The sequence below is a fragment of the bacterium genome, from assembly GCA_030654305.1.
Lineage (GTDB): Bacteria > Krumholzibacteriota > Krumholzibacteriia > LZORAL124-64-63 > LZORAL124-64-63 > PNOJ01.
The window spans coordinates 1-16054 of sequence record JAURXS010000147.1; the positions used below are offsets into that span (position 1 = coordinate 1).

General features: G+C 71.4%; 14 protein-coding genes. 6 read left to right on the forward strand and 8 right to left on the reverse strand.

Annotated features, from left to right (window positions below; genetic code table 11):
* Positions 1-15 precede the first annotated feature (15 nt).
* Both Q7W29_03820 and Q7W29_03825 read left to right on the forward strand, forming a co-directional pair.
* Positions 16-1062, forward strand: coding sequence for a metalloregulator ArsR/SmtB family transcription factor (locus tag Q7W29_03820; GenBank protein ID MDO9170940.1), 1047 nt, complete (start codon positions 16-18; stop codon positions 1060-1062).
* A 19-nt stretch (positions 1063-1081) separates the two neighbouring features.
* Positions 1082-2359 (forward strand): adenosylhomocysteinase, encoded by a 1278-nt coding sequence (locus tag Q7W29_03825; protein MDO9170941.1) that lies wholly within the window; start codon positions 1082-1084, stop codon positions 2357-2359.
* Between the two features lie 76 nt (positions 2360-2435).
* Here Q7W29_03825 and Q7W29_03830 read toward each other — a convergent pair whose 3' ends face one another.
* Positions 2436-3233: a hypothetical protein gene (locus Q7W29_03830; GenBank protein ID MDO9170942.1), complete on the reverse strand. Its 798-nt coding sequence runs from the start codon at positions 3231-3233 to the stop codon at positions 2436-2438.
* A 690-nt stretch (positions 3234-3923) separates the two neighbouring features.
* On the opposite strand from Q7W29_03830, the gene add reads away from it, so the two are divergent.
* On the forward strand, positions 3924-5018 hold the full coding sequence (gene add, locus Q7W29_03835) for an adenosine deaminase (GenBank protein ID MDO9170943.1): 1095 nt from the start codon (positions 3924-3926) through the stop codon (positions 5016-5018).
* 4 nt (positions 5019-5022) lie between these two features.
* On the opposite strand, the gene Q7W29_03840 is transcribed toward add, so the two are convergent.
* Genes Q7W29_03840 through Q7W29_03850 form a run of 3 tightly spaced genes read right to left on the reverse strand, consistent with a single transcriptional unit; the run spans position 5023 to position 7089 of the window.
* A complete protein-coding gene (locus tag Q7W29_03840; protein MDO9170944.1) occupies positions 5023-5991 on the reverse strand; it encodes a UbiA family prenyltransferase in 969 nt (322 codons plus the stop codon).
* Entirely contained in the window at positions 5963-6544 is a 582-nt protein-coding gene (locus Q7W29_03845; GenBank protein MDO9170945.1) for a DUF116 domain-containing protein, read from the reverse strand. Before Q7W29_03845 ends, Q7W29_03840 begins: the two co-directional genes overlap by 29 nt.
* Complete coding sequence (locus Q7W29_03850) at positions 6541-7089, reverse strand: RNA methyltransferase (GenBank protein ID MDO9170946.1); 549 nt, start codon at positions 7087-7089, stop codon at positions 6541-6543. The genes Q7W29_03845 and Q7W29_03850 overlap by 4 nt, the downstream gene beginning before the upstream one ends.
* 190 nt (positions 7090-7279) lie before the next feature.
* Here Q7W29_03850 and Q7W29_03855 point away from each other — a divergent pair, with 190 nt between their 5' ends.
* Both Q7W29_03855 and Q7W29_03860 read left to right on the forward strand, forming a co-directional pair.
* Complete coding sequence (locus Q7W29_03855; protein ID MDO9170947.1) at positions 7280-8683, forward strand: glycosyltransferase family 2 protein; 1404 nt, start codon at positions 7280-7282, stop codon at positions 8681-8683.
* Between the two features lie 16 nt (positions 8684-8699).
* Positions 8700-10100, forward strand: coding sequence for an HAD-IG family 5'-nucleotidase (locus Q7W29_03860; GenBank protein ID MDO9170948.1), 1401 nt, complete (start codon positions 8700-8702; stop codon positions 10098-10100).
* Positions 10101-10112: 12 nt separating this feature from the next.
* Here Q7W29_03860 and gatD read toward each other — a convergent pair whose 3' ends face one another.
* Positions 10113-11507 carry a Glu-tRNA(Gln) amidotransferase subunit GatD gene (gatD, locus tag Q7W29_03865; GenBank protein ID MDO9170949.1) on the reverse strand — a complete coding sequence of 465 codons (1395 nt, stop codon included), beginning with the start codon at positions 11505-11507 and terminating at the stop codon, positions 10113-10115.
* Positions 11504-13420, reverse strand: coding sequence for a Glu-tRNA(Gln) amidotransferase subunit GatE (gatE, locus tag Q7W29_03870; GenBank protein ID MDO9170950.1), 1917 nt, complete (start codon positions 13418-13420; stop codon positions 11504-11506). Before gatE ends, gatD begins: the two co-directional genes overlap by 4 nt.
* 229 nt (positions 13421-13649) lie before the next feature.
* Here gatE and Q7W29_03875 point away from each other — a divergent pair, with 229 nt between their 5' ends.
* Positions 13650-14324, forward strand: coding sequence for a redox-sensing transcriptional repressor Rex (locus Q7W29_03875; GenBank protein ID MDO9170951.1), 675 nt, complete (start codon positions 13650-13652; stop codon positions 14322-14324).
* 10 nt (positions 14325-14334) lie between these two features.
* On the opposite strand, the gene Q7W29_03880 is transcribed toward Q7W29_03875, so the two are convergent.
* Both Q7W29_03880 and Q7W29_03885 read right to left on the reverse strand, forming a co-directional pair.
* Complete coding sequence (locus Q7W29_03880; GenBank protein MDO9170952.1) at positions 14335-15327, reverse strand: beta-ketoacyl-ACP synthase III; 993 nt, start codon at positions 15325-15327, stop codon at positions 14335-14337.
* Between the two features lie 91 nt (positions 15328-15418).
* The coding region (locus Q7W29_03885; GenBank protein ID MDO9170953.1) for an SPOR domain-containing protein at positions 15419-16054 on the reverse strand (636 nt) is incomplete at its 5' end.

A 16054-nucleotide genomic window follows, 5' to 3' on the forward strand; every position in this document is an offset into this window, starting at 1 on the left:
CGGCGAGCGGGGAACGTGGCTACCCAATTCCAGCATCCGGCTGCCCTGTTCCAGGCCGTGGGCGATCCGACGCGGCTGCGGATTATGCGGCTGCTCGGTCGGGGGGAGCTGACCGTCCAGGACATGGTCCAGGTGCTCGGCCTGAGTCAGCCGGGCGTCTCGAAGCACCTGGCGGTCTTGCGCGAGGCCGGTTGGTTGAGCCATCGCAAGGACGGGACCTGGGGTTGGTACGGGCTGGCCGACCGGTCCGACCTGGGAGACGCAGCTGCGCTGAGGGATGCCGTGCTCGCGCTGGCCGGGGGCGTGCCCGAGGCCGCCGGCGACGACGAGGCGTTGCGACGGGTGCTGGCCGATCGCGACCGGCGCACGGGGGAGTTCTTCGCGGGCATCGCCGGCGCCTGGGACCAGATCCGACCCGCCTTCGAGGCTCCCGACATCCAGGCCGGCGCCGTGGCGGCCCTGGTCCCGCCCGGTCTGGAGGTCCTGGACATCGGCACCGGCACCGGCGCCCTGCTGCCGCTGCTCGCGGGCACCGGCGCGTCCGTCACCGCCGTGGACACCAGCGAGGCGATGCTCGAGCGCGCGCGCCAGCTGTGCGAGCGCGAGCAGCTCGCCGGCGTCCGGTTCCGCAGCGCCGACGTCCAGGCCCTGCCGTTCGCCGACGGGACCTTCGACGCCGCCTACTGCTCGATGGTGCTGCACCACGTCGCCAGCCCCGGCCAGGCCGTGCGCGAGATGGCCCGCGTGGTGCGCCCCGGCGGCAGGGTGGTGGTCGCGGCGTTCACGCGCCACAACCTGCAATGGATGCGCGATGAGCTGGCCCACCAGTGGCTGGGGTTCTCCCGCGAGGAGATGCTGGCCCTCTTCGGCCGCCACGGCCTCGTCCCGCGCCGCTACCTCGTGCGCCGCCCCTCGCAGATCGACCTGGCGCGGGTCTCGCTGCCGCCCGGCCTGCAGGACCGCGGCGCGGTCTGGCCCGACGTGTTCCTGGCCGTGGGGGAGAAGGTTCCCGCCGCTGCCGCACCATCCGTGACCGACGACGCGGGTCCCGACCCGCGCTGACCCGAACAGGAGGACGACGATGACGAACAAGCACGCAGGCGCCTCACCCAGCAAGGTGGCCGATCCCGGCCTCGCCGAGCGCGGGCGGTGCAAGATCGACTGGGCCGAGAGCCGGATGCCGGTGCTGATGGCCCTGCGCGAAGAGCACGCCCGCCTGCAGTCGCTCAAGGGCATGCGCATCGCCGGCTGCCTGCACGTGACCAAGGAGACGGCCGTCCTGATCGAGACGCTGCTCGCCGCGGGCGCCGAGATCTCGTGGAGCGGCTGCAACCCGCTGTCCACGCAGGACGACGTGGCCGCCGCCTTGGCGGCCGCCGGCGTCTCGATCTACGCCTGGCACGGGATGAACGTCGATGAGTTCTACTGGTGCATCGACCGCACCCTCGACTTCAAGCCCACCCTGACGCTCGACGACGGCGCCGACCTCATCTTCTCCGTCCACAACCGCCACCCGCACCTGATCGCGGGCATCGTCGGCGGCACCGAGGAGACGACGACCGGCATCCACCGCCTGCGCGCGATGGCCGCCGACGGCGCGCTGAAGTACCCCGTCGTGGCGGTCAACGACGCCGAGACCAAGTGGGACTTCGACAACGTCTACGGCACCGGCCAGTCCAGCCTCGACGGCATCATCCGCGCCACCAGCGTGCTGCTGGCCGCCAAGAACTTCGTCGTCGCCGGCTACGGCCACTGCGGCAAGGGCTGCGCGATGCGCGCGGCCGGTCTCGGCGCCAGCGTGATCGCCACGGAGATCAAGGCCACGGCCGCCCTGAAGGCGACGCTCGACGGGCACCGGGTCATGACCATGGACGAGGCGGCCGCCGTCGGCGACATCTTCATCACCGCGACCGGCATGAAGGACGTCATCGTCAAGCGGCACTTCGAGGTCATGCGCGACGGCGCCATCGTCTGCAACACCGGCCACTACGACTGCGAGATCAACATCGGCGACCTCGCCTCGCTGTCGACCGGCAAGCGCGAGATCCGCGACAACTGCGAGGAGTACACCCTGCGCGACGGCCGCCGCATCTACCTGCTGGCGCAGGGCCGCCTGGTCAACCTGGCCGCCGCCGAGGGTCACCCCAGCGAGGTCATGGACATGTCGTTCGCGAACCAGTTCCTGAGCATGGTGCGGCTCGCGAGCGAAGGCCGCGATCTCGCCGCCGACGTCCACGACATCCCCGAGTCGCAGGACCAGTACATCGCCGGCATCAAGCTGCGCACCATGGGCATGTCGCTCGACGTGCTGACCGACGAGCAGGCCCTCTACGCCGACGACTACTCCGCGGGCACCTGATCCCGACCCGCAGCGACGGCAAGAAGAAGGCCGACCCCCGCGGGGGTCGGCCTTCGCGCATCCGGTAGGGCGCGGGTCAGATCCCGATCACCAGGCCCAGCGAGAGGTTCCAGAAGTGGGTGTTCGTCCAGTAGTAGCTCTCGTTGAACGTCGACTGCAGGCCCTCCCACTTGATCTCGTCGCCGGTCAGCAGGTAGCCCCAGAGCAACTGCAGGTCGAGGTTCGCCCGCGAGTTGAGCCGGTACTCGGTGCCGAGACCGGCGCCGACGCCGTAATCCTGGCCCTCGATCGCCTGGTCCTGGTAGGTGACGACGTCGCTGCCCCGGCCGTCCTCGTGCAGCGCCCAGTCGTAATAGAGGAAACTGCCGCGCAAGTACGGGTTGAACCGCGAACCGGGGGTGATCTTGTTGCCCAGGTAGGCGGTGACGTTCAGGAAGGCGCCGTCGAGCCGGAGGTAGTTGTCCGGCGTGATGGGATCGCTGTCCCCGAACCGTCCGTTGATCGTGGTCATCTCGTCCGGCTTGCTGTCGCTCAACCCGAAGCCGCTGCGCGTGCCGCCGATGGAGAGAGCCAGCCCGTCCAGGACGTACACCCGGAAATCGGCCGTGACACCCGAGCCCGCCGTGGTCAGGTCGTTGATGTCGGCGACCTTCTCCTTGAGGATGTGCAGGGGGAGCAGGTGGACGAACGACGCCGAGACGGCCAACACCGAGGGATGCCTCGTCCTGAGGGACGCCGGGTCCTGGACATTGTCGGCGGGCGCCGCTGCGGCGACCGTGTCCTGGGCGAACGAGGCGGCGGGCGCCAGGCCCAGGATCAACGCCATCAGGACCACGCCGGCCAGGGGCCGGGTCGGGCTCGGGAGCGAACGCATGCTCGCGCTCCTTTCGGGGCGGTGGGGGCCATCGCTGCGAATGGAAGATACTGCTTCCCCACCGCGATGTCCAGGTTGTGCCACGGAGATTGTGTCTCCGTTCGGGGTGGGCAAGTGCCGTCCTCCCTGCGAGTTGGTCATCCCGTCATTCGAGCCGGCCGTGCGTCCCTGCTTCCGGGACCGCGAAGCGGAGCCGGTCCCTTTCGCGAGAGCCGGACGCAGTGCCCGAAGAGGCGACCAGGCGATCGTCGGACCCGATGGCGAACGCGGCGTCGATGGTCGTGCTCTCGGCGTCCGTACGGCCAAGATGTTCATATATCGCTGTGGTGTATGCAAGTATGGCTGCAGTCCTGCATAGGCGGCCGGCCAGGATGCTGGGGACCCATGCCTGATCCGGGGCCCGGCCCGGGCCGGGCACAATCTCGGCGGCACAAGCTACGGGTTGCCTTTGGGGGTGGGGCGGGGTATCATCATTCGCTGAAGGCCTAGCCTGTCAGCACAGGGTCGGTGCGGTCCCACGCAGCTTGACTCGTGGCTGCGGAGCGGCCGGCATCAGTGCCTAGGGAAATGAGTCGCCCTTTAGGCCTGGAGACCATCGCCCGCATCGGCGCTTTCTATCCTGGGCCGGGTCCCAAAGGGGTCCCCGGCCCAGGATGCTATCTACTCCAGGCGTTGGACGGGAGCACCGCGATGACGACGGAAGTGACCGACCGGACCACCCGCCAGCTCTTGCACGCCCTCCCCAAGACCGACCTCCACGTCCACCTCGACGGTTCGCTGCGGCCGGCCACGGTCCGCGAGCTGGCGGCGCGCCACGGCCTGCCGTTCGGCTTCCGCGACGACGACGACGTGCGCGCGGTCTGCGAGGTGGGCGAGCAGTGCGAGAGCCTGGAGGACTACCTGAAGGTCTTCGACATCACCCTGCAGCTCATGCAGCACGCCGGCGACATCGAGCGGATCGCCTTCGAACTGGCCGAGGACGCGCACCGCGAGAACATCCGTTACATGGAAGTGCGCTACTCGCCCATGCTGCACACGGTCAGGGGGCTGACCCTGGACGAGATCGTCGCCGCGGTGCAGCGCGGCCTGGACCGGGCGCGCCGGCGCTACGGCATCGTCACCGGGCAGATCATCTGCGGGATCCGTCACATCTCGCCCGCCTCTTCGGTGGAGCTGGCGGAGCTGGCGGTGCGCTGGAAGGGGCGGGGCGTGGTGGCCTTCGACCTCGCGGGCGCCGAGAAGGATTTTCCCGCCAAGGACCACCTGCAGGCCTTCTACGTGGTGCTCAACCACAACCTGCCGGTCACCGTGCATGCGGGCGAGGCGTTCGGACCCGAGAGCATCCACCAGGCCATCCACTACTGCGGCGCCAACCGGATCGGGCACGGCACCAACCTGGCCCGCGATCCCGACCTGATGCAGTGGGTCAACGACCGGCGCATCGCGGTCGAGGTCTGCCTGGCGAGCAACATGCAGACGCGGGCGATCGCCCGCTGGTCGGACCACCCCATCAAGCGCTTCCTGGACGAGGGGCTGCGGGTCACGCTCAACACCGACAACCGGCTGGTGTCGGGCACCACGATGACCCACGAGCTGGAACTGGCCGTGGCCCACTACTCGCTGAGCGTGGAGCAGGTCACCAAGATCCTGCTCGACGGCTTCAAGAGCGCGTTCCTGCCCCTGGCCGACAAGGCCCGCCTGATCAACCGCGTGCTCGGGGAGTTCGAGGCCCTGGGCGTGCAGCCCGGGGGCGTGTTGGACCGCCGCTGGCGCGCCCAGTTCTGAAGCCCTACGACCTCCACGTCGGGAAGTAGAACCCCAGCAGGACCGCCGCGTCGATCAGCGCCCACAGCGCCAGCGCCGCGTACATGCGGGCCTCGTGCTGATGGGGAGTCAACCGTGGCGCCCGCTGCCGCCACGCCGCTGCCGCCAGGCACCACATCGCCAGCGTCAGGACCAGGATGAGCCTCGGCACGGTCCGGGGATCGGCGCCGGCCAAGAGGAGCGCTGCGGCGCCGACCGACAGCACAAGGGCGAGGTCCAGCGATCGCGTCGCGCCCAGGGCGGTGGCCAGGGTGCGGTCGCCGCGGGCGCTGTCGGCGGCGATCTGGTAGAGCTGGGTCATCGGGTAGAACGAGCCGAACAGCAGGGCGAAGCCGCCCGTCAACAGCCAGCCCGGCCCGTCGGGCCAGGCGTCGGGTCGGCCGGCCGCCGCCCGGCCGGCCAGCAGCCCCGCCAGCGTGGTCCCCGCCCCGTACCCCACCGCGTTCACCGCGAGATCCAGTCCCGGCACGCCCTTCCAGCGCGTCGCGGGGTGCGAGTACGCGACCGACAGCAGCACGCAGGCGGCGGTCACCGCCGCGAAGCGCGGCGACACCAGCAGCGCGGGGACCAGGCCCGCGGCCATCAGCAGCAGGGCGAACGCCGCCAGCCGGGGCGGCGGCGGCGGCGGCGCGCGCAGGTAGGCGACGTCGTCCACGTCGCGGTCGTGGGCGCTGTTGAAGGCCAGGGTCCCGCCGTTGAGGCAGAGGACCCAGGCCAGCCAGGCCCAGAGCAGGACGTCCGTCTGCAAGGTCGCCGCGGCGGCCGGTTCCGGCAGCGCCCGGCGCGGGACGATCGCGTCGTGGAGCGCCGGGGCGGCGAGCAGCCCGACCGCGAGCTGCGCGGTCAGGATGGGCCACTGGCGGGGGCGCAGGAAGAGCAGGTGGTCGAAGGACGGGCCCAGCAGCCTACGCCCGAGTCGTCGCGCGCGCGTCATGTTCCGCCTCCCTCGCCGCCGTCGCCAGGCGCAGCTGCGCCGCGAACCACGCGGGGTCGAACGAGGCGTTGACGCACTGGCGCTCCATGCCGGTCAGCGGCGCGAGCAGGGCCGGGATCTCCGGCACGCTGCGCAGGGCCTTGACCAGGCGGTCCTCGCAGGCGGTGGCGATGATCAGGTCGGGGCGGCGCTCGCGGGCCAGGGCGAAGGCGACGTGGCTGCGGAAGGCGACCAGCGCCTCGACCCGGTGCCGGTCGGCGATGCGCGCGAGCTCGCCGAGGTCGCAGCTGTCGCAGCCGAGGCAGGCGGACAGCGAGCCGCCGTTGTCGATCCTGCAGCAGCCCCGTTTGACGCAGCGCGGCAGGATCAGCAGCACGGTCGCGGCGCCGTGGCGCGCGAGGTGGCGTTCGACGCGGCGGTTGTTGCCCGCCACGAGTCGGCGGACCAGGGGCTCGTCCGACCGTCCGGCCCGCGTCAGCAGGGAGCGGGCCGCCGCCACGGCCAGCACGAAGACGCGGCGACGCCAGGGGGAACGATAGGGAGCGGCGCTCACCGCGGACTCCCGGCGGCCAGCCAGGCGCGGCGCAGGTGGAAGGCCAGCACGCCGAAGCTCACGGCGACGTTCAGGGACCTCTTAGCGCCGGACATCGGGATCTCCACGCAGGCGTCGACGGCCGCCAGCGTCGCGGGTCCGACGCCCTGGACCTCGTGGCCGACGACGAAGCAGACCGGGAAGCGGTACGGGAATTCGTCGAAGGGCGCGGCGTCGGGCGCCTGTTCCAGGGCCACGACCTGGACGCCGCGCGCCCGCAGGTCGGCGACGGCGGTGGCCGGGTCCTGCCGGTAGGCCCAGGGGACGGTCTCGGTGGCGCCGAGCGCCGTCTTCTCGATGTCGGGGCGCGGGGGGGTGGCGGTCATCCCGCACAGGTAGAGCCCGCCGAGGTTGGCGGCGTCGGCGGTGCGGAACATCGAGCCCACGTTGCCGGCGCTGCGGATGCCGTCGAGCAGGGCGGACACGGGCATCCGGTCCCGCAGGACCAGCGAGGCGCGGTCCAGCCGGTCGGCGGGTCGGGCGAAGGGGTCGTCGCTGAAGCGCATGAGGGGTCCCCGGGGGCCTTGGGTCCGCTGGGGCCGTCCGGCGGCCCGTTGCCGGGCATGATGCGGAAGATTCGCCTTTCTGGCAACAGCGGGTTAAACCGCGGCCGGCGCCGGCCGATAGCATCGTCGAGGGAGCGCCGGGAGCGGAGGAGCGGCTTGAACCATCATCACGATCAGGTGCGGCCCGCAAATGAAACGTAAAACCGTCACGTTGTGCATGATCGCCAAGGACGAGGAAGCGACCATCGGGCAGACCATCAAGTCCGCCCTGGCGGTGGTCGACGAGATCGTCGTCGGCGATACCGGTTCGTCCGACAACACGCGCCTGATCGCCGAGGGCTACGGGGCCCGCGTGGTCGACGTGCCGTGGGACGACGACTTCGCCGCGGCGCGCAACGCCGTGCTGGCCGAGGCCCGCTGCGATTGGATCCTGGTGCTGGACGCCGACGAGCGCCTGCAGCCGGTGCGCCCGGTCGAGCTGCAGCGCCTGCTGTCGGAGCCCGACGCCGCCGGTTACCGGGTGGCGGTCCTCGCCGGTGGGCAGGAGCGCGGCGAGGAATCGGCGACCCAGGTGCGGCTGTTCCGCAACCACCCCTACGTGCGCTACTGCTACCCGGTCCACGAGACGGTGGAGATCGCCCTGGAGAACTGGGCGACCGCCCGCGGGCTCGCGATCCGGGGCTCCCAGCTCGCCCTGATCCACGACGGCGGCGCCGACCGGGCCGCGAATCGCGGCGAGCGCAACCGCCGGCTGCTGCGCGAGGCCTCCCGCGAGTACCCCTACGAGCCCTACTTCGCCTACTGCCTGGCGACCGAGACCCTGACCCGCCTCGAGGACGAGGTGCTGCCGGTCGCGGGCCTGGGCAAGACCGTGCGGCAGCTGGAGCGCGCGTGGGGAACGGTGCGCGGCATGGCGCCGGCGGCCGCCGCGGCGCTGGCCTACGGGCCCGACCTCGTGGGCCTGCTCAGCGCCGCGCAGATCGCGCAGCTGGAGACCGCCGCCGCGCTCGACGTCGTGCGCGACGCGATGGAGATCTACCCCGATCGCCCCGAGCTGCGCTTCCGCCGCGCCGTGGCGGCCGTCCGCCACCTGGCCCGCGGCGACGACGCGGGCCTCACCCTGGTCGCGGCCTCCAGCCTGCGCAAGCTGGCGACGCGCGATCTCGAGGCCTGCCTGGCCTCGGCCGGCGCGGCGCCGGACGCGGATGAACGCTGGCGCGACCTGTACCCGTGGCGTTACCTTGGCCTGCTGGACCTGCTCGACGGGAACCCCGACGAGGCGGAGCGCCGCTTCGACCGGGCCCTGGACCTGGCCCCGCTCTACTCCCACGCCTGGCTCGGCAAGGCCGAGTGCGACCGGCTGCGGGGGGAGGGCCGGCGGGCCCTGGGCTACTACCTGCGGGCGGTCACCACCGACGAGCGGAACCTGTCGGCCTGGCTCAGGGGCGGGCAGGTCCTGGAGGAACTGGGTTTCCGCGACAACGCCAAGAGCTGGCGCGCGAAGATCGAGACCCTCTTCCCCGAATTCGTCGGCCTGCGCGACGCGAGCGACTGGTTGGACGAGATGCTCCCGCGCCGCCTGCAGACCACCTAGGCGCCCCGGAGAAACGATGCCCCACCACCACGTCACGGCCGACCCGGAAACCGACGGCCTGCGCGGCGATCCGCCGCCGCGCCACCTGCGCGTCCACACGCACCGCAACCTGCGCCTGGCCTCGATCGCGGCCATCGGCTTCGACATGGACCACACGCTCGCCCTCTACGACCCCCACGTCTTCGAGCAGCTCTGCTTCGAGATGGCCGTCGCGCTGCTCGTGGAGGCCAAGGGGTACCCCGAGAGCCTGCGCGAGGTGGCGTACGACCGCACCGCCGTCACCCGCGGCCTGATCGTCGACCGCCGCCTGGGCAACCTGGTCAAGGTGGACGCCTACGGCTACGTGGCGCGCGTCCGCCACGGCGGGCGGCTGCTGTCGAAGGTCGAGCGGCGGGAGGCCTACAAGCGGGGCCGCATCCGGCTGAGTCCGAACCGCTACCGCGTCGTCGACACCCTGTTCGACCTGCCGGAGGGCTCGCTCTACTCGGCGCTGGTGGCCCTGAAGGACGGGCAGCCCGGGCTGCTGCGCCCGAGCTACAAGACGCTGTTCGACGACATCCGCGACGCGATCGACACCATCCACCGCGACGGCTCGCTGAAGCGCCGCATCATGGCCGACCTGCCCCGCTACTTCGTGCGCGACCCCCTGCTGGCGCCGACGCTGCGCCGCTTCCGCGAGGCGGGCAAGAAGCTGTTCCTGCTCACGAACTCCGAGCCCGACTACACCGGCGCCGTCATGAACTACATCCTCGGCGGCGAGGACGGCCCCTGGGACGACCTCTTCGACCTGGTCATCTGCACCGCGCGCAAGCCGGGCTTCTTCCTGCCCAAGGGCAAGGGCGAGCGCATCCCGGTCGACACGGTGCCGCACCTGCCGAACCGCCGCGGGCAGTGCTTCACGGGGGGCGACGCGTTCTACCTGGAGTCCAAGCTCGGCGCGATCGGCGACGCGATCCTGTACTTCGGCGACCACACCTACGGCGACATCCTGCGCAGCAAGAAGTCGGTCGGCTGGCGCACCGCCATGATCGTGCCGGAGGTGGAGGAGGAGACCCTCGCCGCGGAGCCGCTGCGCGGGACGATGGCCGGCCTCGAGGAGATCGAGGATTCGCTGGAGGACCTGGGGCTGGAGCGCGACCACCTGCTGTCGTTGCCCGACCACGACCCCGTGGTCGTGCAGGAGCTGCAGGAGCGCATCCAGGCCAGCCTGGGACGGCGGGCCCAGCTGCAGAAGCGGATCGCCGCGGTCTACAACCCCTGGTGGGGCTCGATCTTCCGCGAGGGGCGGGCGGTCAGCCGCTTCGGCGCCCAGATCCGCGACGTCGCCTGCGTCTACACCAGCCGCGTCAGCAACCTGTCGCGCTACCCGGTGCAGAAGTTCTTCTCGAGCACGGGCGAGCGGATGCCGCACGAGTGACGCGGGCCGCCGTTACTTCCAGTGTTCGCTCAGGAACTGGTCGACCTCGGGGATGCCGCCCTGGTACACGAGGTAGCCGTTGTAGGGCTCCCGCTCGGTGATGTCGCGCGCGATCGGGGTCAGCATGATGCGGGCGACCTCGGCGGGGTCCTGCGTCTGGCCCAGCGCCCAGCCCAACTTCATGTAGGCCACCTCGGGCAGCATGTTGGCCGCGGGCACGACGCCCAGCTCCATGATCTCGCGCCCGGTCTCGTACACGTACATCTGCACGAAGCCCCAGAGCGTCTGCACGGTCATGAACATCGAGACGCCCGCCCGGTGGGCCCGCTCCAGCGCGGGGTACAGGGGGCGGTTGACGTGGCCCAGCCCCGTGCCCGCGATGATGATCCCCTTGTAGCCGTGGTCGACCAGGCTGTCGATGACGTCCGGCTTCATGCCCGGGTAGTAGTAGACCAGCGAGACCCGGTCGTCGAAGACGGCCTTGATCGAGACGTCGCGGTCGGCGCGGCGGCGGCGGTAGTCGTTGCGGAACGGCGTGACGCCGCCCTGGTCGACCTTGCCCAGCGGGATGTCGCTCAGGGTGCGGAAGGTCGAGCGGTACGAGGAGTGCATCTTGCGCACGCGGGTGCCCTGGTGCAGCAGGCCGTACTGGTCGCTCGTGGGGCCGAACATGCAGACCATCACCTCGGCGAGGTCGCTGGTCGCGGCCGTGCGCGTGGCGTTCATGAGGTTGATGGCGGCGTCGGAGCTGGGCCGGTCGCTCGAGCGCTGGCTGCCGACCATGACGATCGGCACCGGCGGGTCCTGGACCATGAAGGAGAGGATGGCCGCGGTGTGGTGCATGGTGTCGGTGCCGTGGCCCACCACGATGCCGTCGACGCCGGTGGCGATCTCGCGCCCGATGGCCTCGGCCAGGCCGATCCACTGCTCGGGGCCCATGTTCTCGCTGAACACGCCGTAGAGCTTCTCGGTCTCCAGGTTGCAGACGTCCGCCAGCTCGGGCACCGAGCCGTACAGCTCGCCGGGCGAGAAGGCGGGGATCACGGCGCCGGTGCGGTAGTCCAGGCGCGAGGCGATCGTGCCGCCGGTGCCCAGCAGCTTGACGCGGGGCTTGCCCTCGGAGTAGGGGAAGGCCTTCTCCGGGATCTTGTAGTTGGCGACCTTGCGCCCGTGGACCGTGATCTCCTGCATGCCGCCGACGTGCAGGCCGATGTTGTAGCCGGTCGACATCTTCAGCACGACGTGCTCCGGGTCGGCCATCTCGTTGCGCGGCAGGATGAGCCCGCGGAACTCGCCGCGGTCGGTGCGGACGGTGACGTCGCTCCACACCAGCGCCTCGAACCGCCGGAGCACCGACAGCGCGGGGTCGCGGTAGCCCTTGTAGTCCTCGCTGACGTTCCCGCTCACGACGTCGCCTCCTCGGCCCAGGCGGCCGCCTGGCGTCCCGACACCCGGCCGCGCAGGGCGGGCATCACCCGGCCCATGATCGTGCGCAGCCGCGGCCCGCCGTCCGCCGGCAGGACCGCCGGCAGCTCCTGCACGGCCGCCGCGAAGGCCGCGTCGAAAGCCGCGCGGGCCGCCGCCGGCGGCAGCGCGTCCGCCGGCTCGTCGTCCGACCACCAGATCCCCTCGGGCAGCACGCGGCCGGCGCGCAGCCCGTCCAGGACGCGCTCCCACCAGTCGCCCGCCGCGGTCAGGCTCGACGGCCGCGGCAGGTCGCGGTCCAGCAGCAGCGAGGCCAGACCGGTCGCGGTCAGCGGGCCGTCGCCGAGCTGCGGCTGCAGGTGCGCGTAGAGCGCGTACGCGGGGTGCCGGGCCAGCCGGTCGGCCAGGTCCTCGCCGACCCCGTCGCGCCGCAGTCGTTCGCGGCGCTCCCAGGGCGGCGGCGGCAGGTCGGTCGCGAGGCGCGCCAGCCTTGTCGCGCCCAGCACCACCGGCGGCAGGTCGGTGTCGGGGTACATGCGGCTGGGGCCGGGCAGGACGCGCTCGAAACCGGTGGTGTCGTCGTCCAGGGCCTGGCGGGTCTCCTCGGGCACGCCCTCGCAGGCCTCGCGGGCCCGCAGCAGGATCTCGCCCGCCGCGGTGCGCGCGTCCCGCTCGTCGCCCCAGACCACCATGATCGGCGTGTCGCGCCCGACGCCGCAGGCGCGCTCGATGCGGCCCCACTCGGCCGACGAGAGCGTCGGGACCTCGCTCGTCGAGCAGATGACGTTCGGCAGCGCGTCGATGCAGGCGACCACGCGCACGCGGTCGGAGAATTCCTTCAGGAAGCGGGTGTGGGGCTGGGTCGGCGTGGAGACGAGCCCCTCGAAGCCCGGCAGCGGCACGGCCACGACGCGGGCGCCGCCGGTGATCGCGTCGCGCAGGTAGCCGCCCTCGGCGGCGTGGACGACGGACGTGACGTCGCGCGAGGCGTCGGTCAGCGAAGCCGCGGTGACGCCGCGCTCGCGCAGGACGTCGCGGATGGCCAGCAGGCTGCGCTGGCGCAGGGCCTCGTTGTGGACCAGCCGCGGGATGCGCTTGATGCTCGGGACGCCCTTGATCTCGACGCGGGAGCCGCCGCGGATGCTCACGTTCACGTCCTGCCGCGCCGCGCCGACGCCCGTGCGCACCAGGCCGCTGGCCCGCGCCAGGCGGCGCAGCGCGTCGCAGACGGCGGCCACGTCCCAGGGAGTGTGCATGTCGGGGTCGGTGACCGTCTCGATCAGGGGCATGCCGAGGCGGTCGGTGCGGTAGACGCGGGAGTGCCCGCGGTCGCTGACCTCGCGGCAGGAATCCTCCTCGATGGACAGCTGGCGGATCCCGATGCGCCGGCCGCGGTGGGGGACCGCGCCCTGGACGCCGATGATCGCCGTGCGCTGGAAGCCCGTGGGGATGCTGCCGTCCAGGTACTGCTTGCGGGCGATGTGGATCTCGTCGACCACCTGCAGGCCGAGCATGAGCGAGACCCGCACCGCGTTGTCCAGCGCCTCGGGGTTCATCTCGAAGGGCGGGGCGTCGTCCATCTCGTAGGTGCAGACCGTCTCGTCGTTCAGCAGGTAGGTGATGTTCTTGCGGGTCTTGAACTCCATCAGCGCGGTGCCGTCGTAGTCCCCCATCTCGCTGAGGGTCGGGCGCATGTGGCGCAGGATCTCCGCGTGGTGCTCGGTGGTGTACCTGCCGGCGGGGCAGCGGCAGAAGAGCTTCTTCGAGGTCTGCAGCTGCTGGTGCACTTCGAGCCCGGACATCAGCCCGAGCGACCGGTACTCGTCCTCGCCCCAGGCTCCCAGGACGGGCAGCGGGGCGCCCTGCAGGGGATCGTAGCGGGTGACGTCGTTCATGCGCGACCTGTGCGGCTGGAGTGATGGAACCTGCGGCGCGGGACCAATATAGGGGGCGCCAGGCGGGGGGCCAACGTTGTTTTCCCTTCGGCAGGCCGGTTGTGAAATCTCGTCAACCTGCATCTTGACGCGTGTCGCGGGGCGGGAGTAGATTGGTCCTGTCAAAGACCTAACAAGAACGGTTGTGTCCGTGGCGGTGCTGCGGAGCGATCGGCGAAGGGAGATCCAGGTGAGGGTCGTCAACAACAAGGGCAAGAAGTTCCGCGTCCCGGACGCCACCATCCTGCGCCTGCCCCTGTACCTGGACAAGCTCATCCTGCTGCAGCAGGCGGGCGTGAAGGAAGTCTCGTCGCGACAACTCGCGACTTCGCTGGACATCAAGGCCAGCCAGCTGCGGCACGATTTCCACTACTTCGGGGGCTTCAGCAAGCCGGGCCGGCCCTACCAGGTCGACAAGCTGGTGCCGGCCCTCGAGGAGATCATCGGGGTCGACGTCCCGGTGCCCATGATCATCGTGGGCGCCGGCCATCTCGGCCAGGGCCTGGCCAACTACCGCAATTTCGAACGCCTGGGCTTCCCCCTGCGCGGGATCTTCGACGTGGACCCGAAGCTGGTGGGCCTGGAGATCCGGGGCGTGCCGATCCGGCCGCTGTCGGAGATGCCCGGGTTCGTGAAGGAGCACGGCATCAAGGTCGGCGTGCTGACCGTGCCGGTGAACGTCGCCCAGGACGTCGCCAACCAGATGGTCGCCGCCGGCGTGGTCGGCGTCTGGAACTTCACGCCGACCGACATCCGCACCCCGCCGCAGGTCATCGTGCGCAACGAGCGCCTCGCGGTGGGGCTGATGTGCCTGAGCTTCAAGGCCAAGCGCATCGGCCAGAACGACGAGCTCAAGCCGGACTAGCCGCCGCCGCTCACCAGCGGATCAGGTTGGCGCCCCAGGTGAACCCCGAGCCGAACGCCACCAGCACCAGCAGGTCGCCGCGGGCGAGCCTGCCCTCCCGCACCGCCTCGCTCAGCGCGATGGGGATCGACGCCGCCGTCGTGTTGCCGTAGCGCTGGATGTTGCTGAAGACCTGCTCCGGCGCCAGATCGAAGCGCTTGGTCACCGCCTCGGTGATGCGCAGGTTGGCCTGGTGGGGGATAACCAGCTTGACCTCCTGCTTCGCGACCCCTCCCGCGTCGAGCACCTCCTGGATCGCCTCGCAGAAGCGCCGCACGGCGTGCGTGTAGACGGCGCGGCCGTTCATGTGCGGGTAGTGACGGCCCTCGGCGATCTGCGCGGCCGTGATGCGGCCGGGCTGGCTGCCCGACGGCAGCTCGCACCACAGCTCGCGGGCGAACTCCCCCTGGCTGTGCAGGACGCTGGCCAGCACGTCGCCCCCGCCCTCGCCGGCGCGCAGGACGACGGCGCCGGCCCCGTCGCCGAACAGCACGGCGATGTCGCGGCCGCGGTCGGAGATGTCCAGCGAGGTGGAGTGGATCTCCGTGCCGACGACCAGCACGGTGCGCGCGAAGCCGGCCTTGATGTGGGCCGCGGCCGTGGCCAGGCCGTAGACGAAGCCGGTGCACTGGTTGCGGATGTCCATGGCGCCGACCGTCCGCGCGCCCAGCGCGTGCTGCAGCAGGACGCCGTTGCCCGGGAAGAAGCAGTCGGGGTTGAGGGTCGCGCAGATGATCAGGTCGAGCTCCTCGGCCGCGATGCCCGCGTCCTGCAGCGCCATGCGCGCGGCGCCGGCGGCGAGGTCGTTGAGCGTCGTGCCGGGGGAGATCCAGCGCCGCTCGCGGATCCCCGTGCGCTCGACGATCCACTCGTCGCTGGTGTCCATCCACTGCATGAGGTCGCGGTTGGTCACGACGCGATCGGGGACGCAGTGCCCCGTACCGATCACCATGGCGCAGGTCATGTCCGGCCTCCCGGTTCAGCGGCTCGTGATCTCTTCATCTGCTCGTGAACTCTTCATCTACTCGTGAACTCTTCATCTACTCGTGAACTCTTCATCTACTCGTGATTTTGGGATCCCGGCCCAGGTCGGCCACGTGGGCGGCGGCCCAGGCGGAGGCCTCGGCTTCGGTGCGGAACCAGGCCACGCGGACGCGCGTGAGCGAGGCGCCGCCGGCGGTCTTGACGGTCTCGGTCTCGATGCGGTGTCCGACCCGCCGCAACCTGGTCACCAGTTCCTCGGCGTTGGCCGGCTGGCCGAAGGCGCCGAGCTGGATCGCCCAGGTACCGGAGGCGCCCGGCGGCACCACCGCCGTGCCGGCGGCCGCGGTCGCCGGCGCGGCGCCGTCCGCCTGGAAGCCGTCCGCTGTGTTGCCGCCCGCCTCGCCGTCGTCCGCGCCGGCGGTCGTTCCCGTGCCCGCGTCGTCGCCCACCGCCGCCCGTCCGCCGGGCGACTCCGGCACCACGGCGGGCGCTTCCCGCGCCAGATCGACGTCGCCGCTGACGGGCCGCTGCGGGTCGTAGGGCAGGCCCGGCGAATCGGTGGTGACGACCGAGGTCTGCTCGCCCACCGGCGGGGGCAGCTCGAAGCCGCCGCGCGGCCAGAAGACGAAGGCCAGCATGGCCACCAGCGCCACCGCCACCGCGGCCAGCAGGCCGCGGCCGCTGCGGCCGCCGCGACGGCGCAGGCC

Coding starts and splice junctions, on each gene's coding strand:
- Q7W29_03825 (MDO9170941.1), top strand. CDS start 1,082: ATGACGAACAAGCACGCAGGCGCCTCACCCAGCAAGGTGGCCGATCCC.
- Q7W29_03830 (MDO9170942.1), bottom strand. CDS start 3,233: ATGCGTTCGCTCCCGAGCCCGACCCGGCCCCTGGCCGGCGTGGTCCTG.
- add (MDO9170943.1), top strand. CDS start 3,924: ATGACGACGGAAGTGACCGACCGGACCACCCGCCAGCTCTTGCACGCC.
- Q7W29_03840 (MDO9170944.1), bottom strand. CDS start 5,991: ATGACGCGCGCGCGACGACTCGGGCGTAGGCTGCTGGGCCCGTCCTTC.
- Q7W29_03850 (MDO9170946.1), bottom strand. CDS start 7,089: ATGCGCTTCAGCGACGACCCCTTCGCCCGACCCGCCGACCGGCTGGAC.
- Q7W29_03855 (MDO9170947.1), top strand. CDS start 7,280: ATGAAACGTAAAACCGTCACGTTGTGCATGATCGCCAAGGACGAGGAA.
- Q7W29_03860 (MDO9170948.1), top strand. CDS start 8,700: ATGCCCCACCACCACGTCACGGCCGACCCGGAAACCGACGGCCTGCGC.
- gatE (MDO9170950.1), bottom strand. CDS start 13,420: ATGAACGACGTCACCCGCTACGATCCCCTGCAGGGCGCCCCGCTGCCC.
- Q7W29_03880 (MDO9170952.1), bottom strand. CDS start 15,327: ATGACCTGCGCCATGGTGATCGGTACGGGGCACTGCGTCCCCGATCGC.